10 protein-coding genes are annotated in these 13,674 nt (G+C 47.3%); 2 read left to right on the forward strand and 8 right to left on the reverse strand.

Annotated elements, in window-relative coordinates:
• Positions 1-292: 292 nt before the first annotated feature.
• Together ATL39_RS07635 and ATL39_RS07640 are read right to left on the reverse strand one after the other, a co-directional pair.
• Positions 293-712 (reverse strand): universal stress protein, encoded by a 420-nt coding sequence (locus tag ATL39_RS07635; protein ID WP_120192730.1) that lies wholly within the window; start codon positions 710-712, stop codon positions 293-295.
• Positions 713-838: 126 nt separating this feature from the next.
• Positions 839-2,305, reverse strand: coding sequence for a SulP family inorganic anion transporter (locus tag ATL39_RS07640; RefSeq protein ID WP_120192731.1), 1,467 nt, complete (start codon positions 2,303-2,305; stop codon positions 839-841).
• A 233-nt stretch (positions 2,306-2,538) separates the two neighbouring features.
• On the opposite strand from ATL39_RS07640, the gene ATL39_RS07645 reads away from it, so the two are divergent.
• Positions 2,539-3,168, forward strand: a complete 630-nt coding sequence (locus ATL39_RS07645) for an HAD family hydrolase (RefSeq protein WP_120192732.1) — start codon at positions 2,539-2,541, stop codon at positions 3,166-3,168.
• Positions 3,169-3,342: 174 nt separating this feature from the next.
• On the opposite strand, the gene ATL39_RS07650 is transcribed toward ATL39_RS07645, so the two are convergent.
• A complete protein-coding gene (locus ATL39_RS07650; protein ID WP_120192733.1) occupies positions 3,343-3,972 on the reverse strand; it encodes an HD domain-containing protein in 630 nt (209 codons plus the stop codon).
• Positions 3,973-4,164: 192 nt separating this feature from the next.
• On the opposite strand from ATL39_RS07650, the gene ATL39_RS07655 reads away from it, so the two are divergent.
• On the forward strand, positions 4,165-7,404 hold the full coding sequence (locus tag ATL39_RS07655; protein ID WP_120192734.1) for a DEAD/DEAH box helicase: 3,240 nt from the start codon (positions 4,165-4,167) through the stop codon (positions 7,402-7,404).
• Between the two features lie 41 nt (positions 7,405-7,445).
• On the opposite strand, the gene ATL39_RS07660 is transcribed toward ATL39_RS07655, so the two are convergent.
• The 5 genes from ATL39_RS07660 to ATL39_RS07680 all read right to left on the reverse strand — a co-directional run bounded on the left by ATL39_RS07660 (position 7,446) and on the right by ATL39_RS07680 (position 13,503).
• Positions 7,446-7,922, reverse strand: coding sequence for a hypothetical protein (locus tag ATL39_RS07660; protein WP_120192735.1), 477 nt, complete (start codon positions 7,920-7,922; stop codon positions 7,446-7,448).
• Positions 7,923-8,000: 78 nt separating this feature from the next.
• Positions 8,001-9,137 (reverse strand): mannitol-1-phosphate 5-dehydrogenase, encoded by a 1,137-nt coding sequence (locus tag ATL39_RS07665; RefSeq protein WP_120192736.1) that lies wholly within the window; start codon positions 9,135-9,137, stop codon positions 8,001-8,003.
• On the reverse strand, positions 9,138-9,575 hold the full coding sequence (locus ATL39_RS07670) for a PTS mannitol transporter subunit IIA (protein ID WP_120192737.1): 438 nt from the start codon (positions 9,573-9,575) through the stop codon (positions 9,138-9,140). It abuts the gene before it with no gap.
• 17 nt (positions 9,576-9,592) lie between these two features.
• On the reverse strand, positions 9,593-11,695 hold the full coding sequence (locus ATL39_RS07675; protein WP_120192738.1) for a BglG family transcription antiterminator: 2,103 nt from the start codon (positions 11,693-11,695) through the stop codon (positions 9,593-9,595).
• A 23-nt stretch (positions 11,696-11,718) separates the two neighbouring features.
• The gene (locus ATL39_RS07680) at positions 11,719-13,503 is read right to left on the reverse strand and encodes a PTS mannitol transporter subunit IIBC (protein WP_120192739.1); all 1,785 of its coding nucleotides are present in this window, start codon (positions 13,501-13,503) and stop codon (positions 11,719-11,721) included.
• Positions 13,504-13,674 lie beyond the last annotated feature (171 nt).

Raw genomic sequence — 13,674 nt, forward strand, 5'->3', positions numbered from 1 at the left:
AAATGCCCCCTTCTATTTCTTTCATTTGTTTCCTTCAAAAAAACTCGTTATCAACTCTATAGCAGAAACGATGAATGTATACGGGATGAGGTACAAGATCAGCTTAACACTATTTTGGACATGCCGGAATATTCTGGAGAAATTAAAGAACAAGCACAGAAGCTGGCATCCTTTCCGGCAGAAATCAAATAAGTTCTTCCTCTTATAAACAGATTAAAATAGATGCTGAAATCAAAAAAAAAAGACAGAGTGGATTGATCTCCTGCCACTCTGTCTCTTATTGTTTTGCATTTTATTTTACAATCATCACCGGACACTGGACCCGCTTTGCCACTTTGTGGCTGACGCTTCCGAGCACCATCGTCTGGACCTGGTTTAAACCGCGGCTTCCAATGATGACGCACTGGTAGGAGCCTTCGTTGGCAAACTTCACAATGGTCGGGCCCGGATCGCCATGCTTAATATGAATATCATAGGAAATATTTTTTTCCTTCAGCTTGGTTTCAATAGGAGCAAGCTTTGCTTTTCTTTTGCTGTTAATAACGTTGGAATCACCGTATTTCAGCACATCTGATTTTGATTTGTCTCCATCTACTGCGAAAATGATGTCCATATGAGAATCCTGTTCATGTTCCACCATAGCCATGGCGTGTTCGGCCGCACGCACTGAATTCTCTGAACCATCAGCTGCAAGAAGTACTTTTTTATACATCGCCATCTCTCCCTTACTATATATATACGACGAGGAAGAAAGAAATTCCTTCCACTTTTTCATCTGTTCCCGGGATAAAAAAACAAAAGGAGCTCCTCTTCCCTATCTTTGGAGTAAACCAGCTCATTAGTGACCGGAGATCATGCCGTCCAGCTTTTCTATTAAACGGGAGCTTTCTTTGTTTACGCCGATAAAGCCTGTCGTGATATCTTTTTGTTTGTATTTGCTTTTTACTTTATCCAGCGCTTCTACAGCGGAATCGTCCCAGACATGTGACTCGGAAAGATCAATGTCTATATGCTTGATTCCCGCTTCCGCGTCTTTATCGTAGTCAAAGCTTTTTGTAAACTCTGAGACCGAAGCAAAGAAAAGCTGCGCCTGAACGCGGTAGACTTTCGTCGTCTTATCGCTGCCTTCTTCTTCCGTCAGCTTCACACGGGAGATTTTCGCTGCGAAAAATACCATGCTGAGAAGAACGCCGGCAAACACACCGATCGCAAGGTTATGCGTGTACACAACAACAATGACCGTCAGCACCATTACGATCGTGTCTGATTTTGGTATCTTCGGCATAGCCCGGATAGAGCCCCAGTCGAATGTACTGATCGATACCATAATCATGACGCCGGCAAGCGCCGCCATTGGAATCTGTACAACCAGTCCGCCGAGAATAATAATGAGAAACATTAAGAATACGCCGGCAACTAAAGAAGACAAGCGTCCGCTTCCGCCGGATTTTACGTTAATGACAGATTGACCGATCATCGCACAGCCTGCCATGCCTCCGAAAAATCCGGTCACGACGTTGGCATAGCCCTGCCCTTTGGATTCTTTGTTTTTGTTACTTTCCGTATCGGTCATATCATCGACAATATTCGAAGTCAGCAGAGATTCAAGCAGACCTACGACTGTCAGGGATAAGGCATAAGGAAAAATAATCGCGAGCGTCTCAAAATTCAACGGGATATCCGGAATTAAAAAGATCGGGAGTGTACTCGGAAGAGCACCCATGTCTCCTACGTCGCGGACATTAAAGCCCATGAAAATAGCAAAGGCGCTGACTACGATAATCGCAATCATCGTAGAAGGAATCGCTTTTGAAATAAGCGGAAACGTATAAATGATCAGAAGCGTAAGCGCTACGAGCGCATACATGACCCACGATTCTCCTTCAAAATGTTCGATCTGCGCTATAAAGATAAGAATAGCCAGGGAATTTACAAACCCGACCATAACGGAACGCGGAATAAACTTCATCAGACGGGACAATCCGCTGAATCCGAAAATCACCTGCAGAATTCCCGTCAGCACGGTAGCTGCAAGCAGGTATTCCAGGCCGTGGTTTGCTACAAGCGTCACCATTAACAATGCCATCGCACCGGTGGCAGCCGAAATCATTCCCGGACGACCGCCGACAAAAGCAATAACAACTGCGATACAGAAGGATGCGTACAGCCCCACCTGGGGATCTACGCCGGCAATGATGGAAAAGGCAATCGCTTCCGGTATAAGAGCAAGCGCCACCACCATTCCGGCCATTACGTCCCCTCTTACATTTCCAAACCATTCTTTTTTCAGTTTTTGAACATTCACTTTCTCGAAAAACCTTCTTTCCGTTTGTATTATTTTTTTGTGATCTGCCGAATAATTCGATCACTATAGGGTAAAGCCTTGGCCGCTGTCTCTATACAGCAGCCCCGTTGGGAACATAGAAATTTTACCATAATCCCTGTTTTTTGCAACCTCTTTTGTTTCCGTGCATGATTAAACAGTACTGTTTACGGGAATAGAGCCAATGGATTACTTTTCATAAGGAGCGATATAGTATGTATAAAGCATTTTTGTTTGATATTGATGGAACATTGTTAAATACAGAAGAAACGATTTTAAAATCTCTGCGCCGCGCCATTGAGGAAGAAACCGGTGAAGTAATAGAAGATCGCAACCTCGTCCACGCGCTTGATGCGCCGGCTGATAAAGCCCTGACCCAGCTGGGAATTCAGGACCAGTCAGCTATTCAGGAAAAATGGAGTGCTTATGCCTCGGAAAACCGCGGGCTGATTCATGTCTTTCCAGGAGTAATAGAAGTACTGGAAGGCTTAAAGCAGCAGGGATTTCACGTCGGGATTGTGACTTCCAAAACAAAGCAGGAATTCGAGGATAAAGCTGCGCCTTTTGAACTGCAGACCTACGTAGATGATATTGTATACGCCGAAGAAACAACGAACCATAAACCTTCCGGCGACCCGATTCTGGCTTATCTCGACAAAGCCAATCTAGAAGCCGCAGAGGCTGTGTATATTGGCGATACCCTTCAGGATGAAAAAAGTGCTCGTGCTGCCGGAACCAATTTCGGGCTCGCTGCCTGGAGCGCGACACCGCATGAAGATGCACAGCCTGATCACACTTTTAAAGAACCATCTGATATTCTGCAATACATTCATGACAACAAATAAAAACGAGCAGCATTTCCATTTATTAAAAAAGTAAACGTTCTGCCCATCGAAAATAACCTCGCATTCCCTAAAAAAGGGATACGAGGTTATTTCATGTATCTTTTTATCTTCTTAATAAAACAAAAAATCATTATCGATAACATACTTTTCCAACCGGATTTTTGTTTTTTTTCGTTAAAGCTTTTGTTCCCATTCGCTGTAGAACTGTTCAAGATAAGAGACCATAAAACGCTGGCGGTGATGAGCCAGCTGCTTGGCGCGGTCTGTATTCATCAGGCTTTTGAGACGGAGAAGCTTATCGAAAAAGTGCTGAATAGCTGTATCTCTGTCTCTTCTATCTGCGGAAGCCGGCTCATGAAGAGGCTTCCCGTGCGTCCCGGAATAGGCAAAAGCCCGGGCTATTCCGATCGCCCCCATCGCATCAAGACGGTCGGCATCCTGCACAACCTTGCCTTCGATTGTTTTCATTTCTGCTTTATTTGTACCATTTCGAAATGACATGGTTTCAATTATATCCATCACGTGCATGGAGATGTCCTCTTCCACTCCGTGGCTGTCGAGCCAGCTTCTCACATTATCCAGCCCTTCTTCTTCCGTGCAGTTTAGCTTTTTATCGGCAATATCGTGAAGCCACGCCGTCAGTTCCACCACATAAAGATCGGCTTCTGTTTCGCGGCCGAGTTCCACCGCCTGCTTGGCGACCCGCTCTGTGTGCCAGAAATCGTGGGCTGGATCGGCATGCTTAAAAAAAGCGGCCGCTTCCTGTTTTGCCTGGCTGATGATAGTCTTCTGCTGTTCATTCATACGTATACTCCCCCGTTTCCCACAGTTTCACACTGCTTTCTTTCATTATACTCTTTATACAGCTTACTATAAGATACGCTGTCTTTGTTTATTTCTACAGATATTAACGTACTCCTCTTCTCCTTTCATTTGATTTTCAGCAAAATGTGATAAAATAAACGTTTAAGCAGTAATAAAAGGAGAGATGAGGCATTGCCTTACATACCTAAAAAACAGATTCGGCGTTTAGCCGGCCCGACCGTATACGCCAGAGGACTTGATTATTATGAACGAGGATATATAAAAGGAATTCAGCAGCAGCAGAATGGCACGATCAGCAAGATCAAAGCAAGCGTGCAGGGAGAGGAAATGTATAAAGTAGAGCTCTTTTTTCTCGAAAGCGGAGAATGGGAGGATGGCTCCTGCACATGTCCGGCCCACAGCGACGGCATGCACGTATGCAAGCACATGGCCGCTGTGATGATAGAGCTTGCCAGCCTGCAGAAGCCGGAAGTTTCCTCATTTTTTTCCGAGCCCGTCCAAAAAAAACAAGTGAGTGAAAAAGAAGCCACTTCATCGCTTCGGCATTTTTTTATGGATCATTTTTCGGGAAGGCTGACGACCGTAGAGTCAATCGGAGAGCCGATGCGCGCCGAGTTTGTGCTGCAGTTTTTCTCCGACTACAGCTTTGTGCAGGAAAAATATTTCACGGTGCAGCTGCGGATCGGCGTAGATAAACTGTATGTCGTTAAAAACATGGAGGACCTATTTGCATCCATCCGCCAGCGCTCCCTGCTTCCTATTACAAAGAACTTCACTTTCGATCCGACCTATCACTATTTTAAAGAAGAAGATCTGCAGGCATTAAAGATGCTTGAATATATTGTACGAAATCAAAAATGGCAGAAAGACGGACGCACGGCATCCTTCGGCTATTCCGAAACGTCTGCCCGGGCTATCCAGGTACCACCTGTAGCCGCAGAGCAGATGCTCGAACGACTTACTCCCTGCCGTCAGGTGTTTGTTCAATCGGCAACACGCAATCAGCTTGTGCCGTTTATGGTAAAAGAAGAATTTCCCGGCACGTTTGATATGCAGCAGGCCGATGAAGACTATCTTATTTCCTATTCCGCGGTTTCCTATCCGCCAAAACGGATCAGCCTGACCTCCTATTATATCTGGAATGACCGCCTGTATAAAATTGATCCGGAAGCGGACCGCGATATCGTTCTGCTTTTTCATATGCTGATGGACACGCCGCAGGGAAGGCTTCCGCTTTCTTCAGAAGAGGTCGGACAGGTATATAAGCAGATTGTGGCACCGCTGGAGCAGAATGAAAAGCTGGAGATGACGGAATCCATCCGTTCTTCTATCGAGGAACAGCCGCTTCAGGCCAAAATCTACCTCGATAAAAAGGAAAACGGACTGACGGCCGATCCGCTGTTCTCCTACGGCCCTTACTCTATTCATGCCGTAACAGAACAGCAGACTCCGGAAGACAAAGCGATTCTTGTACGCGACACAAAACAGGAAAAAGACATCCTTCAGTTTATTGAGGAAGCCGGCTTCCACTGGAACGGCGAACGGCTGATTCTTTCCCAGGAAGAAGATATTGCTTTATTTTTTCTCGATATTCTGCCGGAGCTGAAAAAGCAGGCCGACGTTTTTATGAGCCGCGCAGCGGAAAGTACGTTTATTCCACCGGAGACGCTTCAGGTTGAGGCCGCTCTTGACCCTTCTATGGGATGGCTCGATATTTCCTTTGAAACCTCGGATTTAAACGAGGAAGATGTATTCCACCTGATGAAAGCGCTGAAGGAAAAAAAGCGCTACTACAAAACAATAGAGGGCGGCTATGTTTCCTTAACGAGCAGCTGGATGAAAAACCTGCAGGACCTGCTTCAGGATACGCCTGTAACGGAAGAAAACACGGAAAATAAAAAGATGCGTATGCCCTCCTACAAAACGCTTCTGCTCGATGATAAAACGCGGGAAAGTGCCGGGTGGAATGCCTCTGCAACAATGGAGGATCTTATCCGCCACATCCGTGATCCGCAGACGTTTGAAGTGGAACTGCCGGAGAGGCTGAATGCCGATCTCCGCGACTACCAGAAGCTGGGCTTTCAATGGATGAAGGCGTTGACCGCTTATGGGTTCGGCGGTATTTTAGCGGATGATATGGGGCTTGGAAAAACGCTTCAGACCCTGACGTATATTCTCTCTGAACGTCAGAAAAATCCTGAAGCCCCGCCTTTTTTAATCGTTGCCCCTTCTTCGTTAATATACAATTGGGAAAAAGAAGCCCAGCGGTTCACACCTGACCTTAAGATCGCAGTGATCCACGGCACCAAGCCGCAGCGCAAAAAACAATGGAGCACCTATGAAGAGGCCGACGTCTGGATTACGTCGTATCCGCTTCTGCGCCGCGATGAAGAACTTTACCGGGGCCGCGTATTTTACGGACTGATTCTCGATGAAGCCCAAAATATTAAAAATCATCTGTCCAAATCGTTCCGCGCTGTAAGACGGATGGACGCCGGCCGTATTTTTGCCTTAAGCGGCACGCCGATCGAAAACAAGCTGGAAGAGCTCTGGTCGATGTTTGCTGTTATTATGCCGGGACTGTTTCCGGACGTCTCCAAGTTTAAACAGCTGTCTCCCGACCAGATCAAACAGCGGATTGCTCCTTTTATTATGAGACGGACGAAAAAAGAAGTATTAAAAGAGCTGCCCGATAAAATTGAAAGCTCTCTCTACTGCGAATTGAATAAGCAGCAGCGTGAAACCTATATGGCTTATTTGGAGCGCATTAAAGCAGAAACGAGCCAGCAGCTTAAAGAGGGATTGTCCTCCAACCGGATGAATATTCTTGCCAATCTGACCCGCCTGCGCCAGCTCTGCTGCCATCCGGGGATGTTCCTGGAAAATTACACGGGAAGCTCCGGAAAATTGGATGAGCTGATGGCGTTTATGAAAGACAGCAAGGAAAACGGGCGCCGGGTATTGGTCTTTTCCCAGTTTACGAGCATGCTTTCCATTATTTCCAAAGCATTCGATGAAGCAGGACTCTCCTATTTTTATCTGGATGGCAAAACACCGTCCGACCAGCGGATGGCACTGACCGAACAATTCAATGAAGGCTCTGCTGATTCCTTTTTAATTTCGCTGAAGGCAGGAGGCACAGGATTGAACCTGACAGGAGCCGACACGGTTGTGCTGTTTGACCTTTGGTGGAACCCGGCTGTAGAGAGCCAGGCCGCCGACCGCGCCCACCGCATCGGCCAGAAGCGGGTTGTACAGGTCGTCAAGCTGATTTCACAGGGCACGATTGAAGAGAAAATCCTTTCGCTTCAGGACAAAAAGAAAGCTCTGTTCGACCAGGTCATACAGACCGGCGAAAGCAGCCTTTCTTCCTTATCGGAAGACGATATCCGTGAGCTTCTTGATTTATAAAGAAAAGCCGGCCCCCTGAATCTCAGGATGCCGGCTTTCTTCTATTTCTGGGCAGTAAACAACAGACGCCCTTCCTGCTTTTTATCTACAACAATCCGCCAGGTTAAAAATGCCCGGCGCAGTTCTTCATGCCATTCTTCCGGTGAATCGGTTTCCATAACAAAACTGATCGAGCGTTTCGGCCTTACCGCCTTTTCAATCTGCTGGAACGTTTCCAGAAGCATCGTTTGTTTGTACGATGCAGTATCAATAAGCAGAAACACCCAATCCAGAGAAGACGGGGTCCACTCTACCATGTCCAAACTCGGTACACAGTGAAGCTGGTGGGATTTCAGTTTTTCCGCCGCTTTTCCTCCGTCCGCTTCCACTAGCGTAAAGACGCCTCTGGCCTGACGGACGGCCTCAGCTGCTGCAGCTGTCTGCTCTTCAGACAATGCACCGATCTGCATAACATCCGCTTTGGGAATTTTTTTAATTACGGGAAGGTAGCGTGAGATATAGTGGATCGGATCCGTCACGATAACCTGCCTCCTTTTTGCTGTCTTTGTTTTAGTATACCAAAAGGCCTCCCTGTTTTGTCCGGGAGGCCTTTCTTTTTATGCCTGATCAAATACAAGTCTCGTCAGCGGATGTGAGGAGTCCAGACCGCTGTAATAACAGAATGCTTCTTCTCTTCCATTCTCTTTGATTCGTGCCTGCAGTGCCTGTGCTTCTTCATCTTCTGGATGCTCGAAAGTAAGAAGCGCGCGCAGCGTTTCGGCAATGTAAACAGGTTCCACACCGTAATCAAGCAGCCCTAAAGCCGGATGCACGAGGCGCTCCTGGCTGCCAAGCTTGCGGACCGGTCCTCGTCCGACACGCTTCACGGAGTCCGATAAATATGGATTTTGGAACCGTGTATTGATTTTTTCACGGTATGCCTTTAGATCTTCTTTATCGAATCCGTGTTTACGGCTTAGCAGTTCGGACGTTTCATCAAGAAGGCCGAAGTATGCTTTTCTTACTGCTTCATTGTCATACGATTCCTTAATCGTTTCGCAGCCTCCCGCAGCGCCGTTGTAGGCAAGCGCAGCGTGGCCTGCGTTAACTGTAAACAATTTTCTTTCAATGTAAGGCGGAAGGGACTCGACATACGTCACACCAGGTATTTTCTCTGTTCCCGGCTTGAGGGAAGGTTCCTCTACTACCCATTCAAAGAAGGGATCTACTACAACATGCAGTCCATCTTCTGATGATTGTTCGGGAACAATACGGTCTACCGCAGCATTTGCAAACCCGGTAAACTTCTCTATTTCGGTTTGCTCTGCGCTGGAAAGATGTTCATAAATCGAAGCCTGCAGGTGGCTTGTTCCTTCTGCCATATTTTCGCAGGCAATAATATTCACGTTGGAAGCTGTGCCTTTAGCGGCACGGCGTTTAAGGCCTTCAGCCAGATCAGGTGCAATCCGCTTTAGAATCGGCGGTCCAACAGCTGTTGTAATCAGATCCGCCCGCTCAATCAGCTGAAGCAGTTCTTCCTTTTCTTTCATGCTGTTTACGGCGTGAACACCGCTCACCCGGTTCGTTTGATGTGTTTCATCAGCCAGTTCCACCGTGTATTCGCCGCGTTCCTGAAGCTTTGTGATTAATTCTTCGTTTACGTCTGCGAAATATAATTCAAAGCCGGCTTCAGACAAAAGCTGGCCGATAAAGCCCCTGCCAATATTTCCTGCACCAATCTGAAGGGCCAGCATTTATTTCACCTCTTCAAATTGAGCAAGCAGCTCTTGTTTCGTTGTAGCCTGCAGCATCTTCTCCACATTATCGGCATCCGAACAGACAAGCGCAATTTTTGAGAGGATTTCTAAGTGCTCGTCTCCCTTGCCGGCGATACCAATCAATAGCTTTACCTTGTTTCCATCACCGTAATCGACCCCGTCCGGCGCCTGTACAATAGACAAACCGGAGGATTTAATTTGGCTTTTGGAATCTTCTGTACCGTGTGGTATTGCTATATAGTTCCCCATGTACGTAGAGGTTAATTCTTCTCTTTCCATCATGGAAGCAATATAGTCGGTTTCGACGTACCCCTGATCTACGAGAATATTTCCTACAGTGCGGATTGCTTCCTCTTTTGAACTCAATGCTGCTCCTATTACAACGTTCTCTTCTTTTAGTATTTGGCTGCTCATTATAATCGTCTCCTGTCTTATTGTAGTTTTTCTTTAAGCCATTCATGAAACGCGGCACCCATATGGCGGGTCAGCCGCTTTTTATCGGCGGATCGGAAGCGTATTAGTGATTCCCGGCTTCCGATAAGCTGTTCGCTGACGGCACTGAGTACTTCGTATATTTCGGTTTCTCCGTATTCAGGTGCCAGCAGAAGCAGAATCCGATATGTCGATTCTACAGATCCATCCATTGCCTGTATATCTTTAGGCTCCGGCAGATCCCATACCGTAAAAGAAGGCCTCGTTACATGGACGCTTCTGGCATGAAACAGGGCAAGCCCCGAGTTTGGAATCGCAACTCCTCCCATCGCATAACGCTCCAGCAGCTTATCGCGCACCGCTTCTGCGTTCTGGATCACTCCGTTTTCAACTGCGCGTTGGCATACAGCCTCCAGCTGACGGGAAAGCTCCCCGCGTTCTGTGACCTCTTCTACTTCCAGTCCGCCTAAAAGCATAAGAATCGTGTTCGTATACGCCTGCATCTGCACTAATTTCTCAATTGGCTCTTCTGCTGCAGAGGTACCCGATGAAATCGGCCGGCGTTTTTTCAGCAGGCTGTCTTTATGCTGTTCCCGAATAAAGGCCTGAACACTCCTAATATCTTTATCTGTTAAAAACGGATTGACCACAATATGCGGCAGCTCACTGTCCGGCAGGCTTAATGTAGAAATAATTACATCATAGCCCTCCCTTTTCGACTCGTTCTCCAAATCCATCAGGGAGATATTTTTCAGCTTCTGCAGTTCGGGAATTTCTTTTTGCAGCCGGGTAACGAGCATCTTGGAAGAGCCTATACCACTCGAACAGACCACCAGCGCATGCAGGGGCTCCATCGTATTTGCCCGTTCAATGGCCGATCCGAAATGCAGAACGAGAAAACCGATTTCTGCATCCGGAAGCTCAAAACGGGAAAAGGTGTCGGACGCCGCTTCTTTAATTAAAGAAAACAATTCCGGGTAATCACTTTTAATATCTTTTAGCAGCGGATTATGGATTTTCATGCGTTCCTTAATCCGGTAAAGCGTGGGTTCTAAGTGAGCTACAAGCCCCTGGAACAGCGATTCGTCGCCGGTCAGGTTTTTGCCTACCCGCTCTTCCACAAACTGGATCAGGGACTTCGCCTGAACCGCTGACGGAAGACTGTCCAGATCAATTGTATATTCCTGATCATTTCGAAGCTTGGCCCCGCGGAGATGCATGGTGATATATCCAATTTCTGCTTTAGGAATCGTCCGCTGAAAAACTTGTTCAAGCCGGGAAATAAGCTGTTCGGCCACAGCAAATTCCTTCGTTTCCTGCAGTGATTGGAAGTAGGATTCGTTTATTTCAATATTTTCGCCTTTAATGATCCGCTCCATGGCAAGCGTTAAGTGAACGGCCAGGCCGATATATGCACTGTCGGCAAAGGAGTAGGGCAGTTCACTTTTAAAATCATGCAGCACGCCTTCAACGAGCGCCCAGCGTTCTTTTTCCACCATACCCAGCAGCCGGTTTGATATGTCGCTTCCTGCCGGAGAGGGCTTCTGCTTCATCGTTTCCCGCATTAAATGAAAGAATTCATTTTCTCCAAAAGTTTCCACCATCAGGCTGCTCATGGCACGCCTTCTTGATTTCTCGGTCCCGACCACTTCCACGCCGTATCCTCTTCTGCGAATCAGCTGTAAATCGAAAAAAGACAGCCACTCCTCTGCTTTATCGAGATCGTGGCTGACTGTAGCTGCCGTCACGTTGAGCTCAACCGCCAGAGATGTAAGCTTGACCGGTTCATTTGCTTCCAGAAGTGCACTCAGCAGCAGGGTTTTTCTTTCTTCCGGCGTATAGTCGGAGAAAGCAGAATGGCGAAGAAGAGCCAGCAGTTCGTTCCTGCTGCTCTCCTCGCCAATGACTTCAATCCCTCTGCCTGTCTGCCTTCGCAGCGTTAAATGATACGGCTCTATTCTTTTTTCAAGGCCTTCCAGATCGCGGTGAATGGTACGGGCGCTGACGTTTAGCTCCCGTGCCGCTTCCGAAATCGGCACCATACCTTTTTGAGAAAGCAGATACTGCATGAGTTCACGTTCACGGGCTGTAATATAGTCCATACCGTTCACCCTTTTCGTGAAGCTTAGCTGATTTTATTTTCCTTCAGCCCCTCAACAAGCTCATCGTATTTCGGGCTGCCAAGGAAATTATCTACGGAAATGTGTGCTGCATCCGGACGTTTAGCTTTCGCACGCTCGGTTAAATCTTTGTGGGTAATAATGATATCTGCATCTTCCGGAATCTGGTTAATTGCTGAGTTGGTTACATGAATATCCAGTCCGGCTTTTTTCACTTTGTCTTTCATAACAGATGCACCCATTGCGCTTGATCCCATTCCGGCATCGCAGGCAAAAATGATTTTCTGGACATTCTGCGGATCGAATTCAGAAAGCGGCTTTTCCTGCGCCTGCTCTCCTCCGTCTTCTCTTCCCTTTAAATCTTCGACTAACTCATCATATTTCGGACTGCCGAGGAAATTATCTACGGAAATATGCTCTGCATCCGGACGTTTTGCCTTCGCACGCTCGGTTAAATCTTTATGCGTAATAATAATATCTGCACTGTCCGGAATCTGGTTAATCGCTGAGTTGGTCACATGAATATCCAGTCCGGCTTTTTTCACTTTATCCTTCATAACAGATGCACCCATTGCGCTTGATCCCATTCCGGCATCACATGCGAAGATAATGCTGTTCACCTGGGCTTTCTTAGCAGAAGATGCAACCGGCTGGCTGCCGCCAAGCTGGGAAGCTGCCTGGCTCTTCTTGCCTTTCATGCTTTCCATTTTTGCTGCGGCACCGCTTAGATCTTCTTCTTCCTGCTTGGAAAAGCGGAGAATCGATCCTGCGATGACAAACGATACGGTTGTTGCTGCAAGAATACCGGCTGCAAGGCCAAGATAGTTGCTCGGGCTCGCCAGAACAAAGTAAGCGATAACGCTTCCCGGTGATGGTGGAGCCCCAAGGCCTGCACCAAACAGCTGGAAGGTGAAGATACCGGCCATGCCGCCGCCGATCGCTGCCAGAATAAGAACCGGCTTCATCAGTACGTACGGGAAGTAAATCTCGTGAATTCCACCGAAGAAGTGAATAATCGAAGCACCTGCCGCTGAACCGCGTGCCATGCCTTTACCAAACACCATGTAGGCTAAAAGAATTCCCATACCCGGTCCCGGGTTGGTTTCCAAAAGGAACAGGACGGACTGGCCTGCCTGAGCTGTCTGCTCTAAAGCAAGCGGACTTAGTATCCCGTGGTTAATCGCGTTATTTAAGAAAAGTACTTTCGCCGGCTCAATGAAAATACTGACGAGTGGAAGCAGACCGAGACCGATAATCCAGTCTACGCCATTTCCAAGTGCTCCAGTAAGGCCGGTAACAAGCGGCCCCACCGCGTATAGTCCGAATATGGCAAGAATAGCACCAATAATACCGGAGGAGAAGTTGTTCACAAGCATTTCAAATCCCTGCTTGATCTTTCCATCCACCGCCTGGTCAAACTTCTTGATGGCGTAGCCGCCTAACGGCCCCATCATCATGGCACCGAGGAACATTGGAATCTCTGCTCCTGCGATAACCCCCATTGTAGCAATGGCGCCGACGACCCCGCCGCGCATATCGCCGTGAACCATCCGTCCGCCGGTAAAGCCGATCAAAAGCGGAAGCAGGTAGGTCAGCATCGGGCCGACTACGTTATCTGCGATGTTTGCAACCGGAATCGGGCCGTCTGCAATAAAAAGAGCTGTAATGATACCCCAGGCAATAAATGCCCCAATGTTTGGCATAATCATGCCGCTTAAATAACTGCCGAACCGCTGCACCTTCGCACGCATGCTGCCTTTGCTCTGTACTTCTCCTTGAGCTGTACTCATAGTAAACGCCTCCTTGTTTATTAAAAGATATGCTGTCACGATTTAAATACTTTCTGCATGAACAGCACTATTTCTGATGATGAATAATTATCATTGCTGTATCTTTATAATAAAGCGTTACCACTGCGTCTACAACAAAAGGAAAACTCTAATTCGACAGGAGCATTGTTG

The sequence above is a fragment of the Sinobaca qinghaiensis genome (assembly GCF_003610495.1).
GTDB lineage: Bacteria > Bacillota > Bacilli > Bacillales > Marinococcaceae > Sinobaca > Sinobaca qinghaiensis.

Excerpts from the sequence above, each read along its gene's own strand:
- ATL39_RS07635 (WP_120192730.1), bottom strand. The coding sequence starts at position 712 with ATGTATAAAAAAGTACTTCTTGCAGCTGATGGTTCAGAGAATTCAGTG.
- ATL39_RS07645 (WP_120192732.1), top strand. The coding sequence starts at position 2,539 with ATGTATAAAGCATTTTTGTTTGATATTGATGGAACATTGTTAAATACA.
- ATL39_RS07650 (WP_120192733.1), bottom strand. The coding sequence starts at position 3,972 with ATGAATGAACAGCAGAAGACTATCATCAGCCAGGCAAAACAGGAAGCG.
- ATL39_RS07665 (WP_120192736.1), bottom strand. The coding sequence starts at position 9,137 with ATGCTGGCCCTTCAGATTGGTGCAGGAAATATTGGCAGGGGCTTTATC.
- ATL39_RS07670 (WP_120192737.1), bottom strand. The coding sequence starts at position 9,575 with ATGAGCAGCCAAATACTAAAAGAAGAGAACGTTGTAATAGGAGCAGCA.
- ATL39_RS07675 (WP_120192738.1), bottom strand. The coding sequence starts at position 11,695 with ATGGACTATATTACAGCCCGTGAACGTGAACTCATGCAGTATCTGCTT.
- ATL39_RS07680 (WP_120192739.1), bottom strand. The coding sequence starts at position 13,503 with ATGAGTACAGCTCAAGGAGAAGTACAGAGCAAAGGCAGCATGCGTGCG.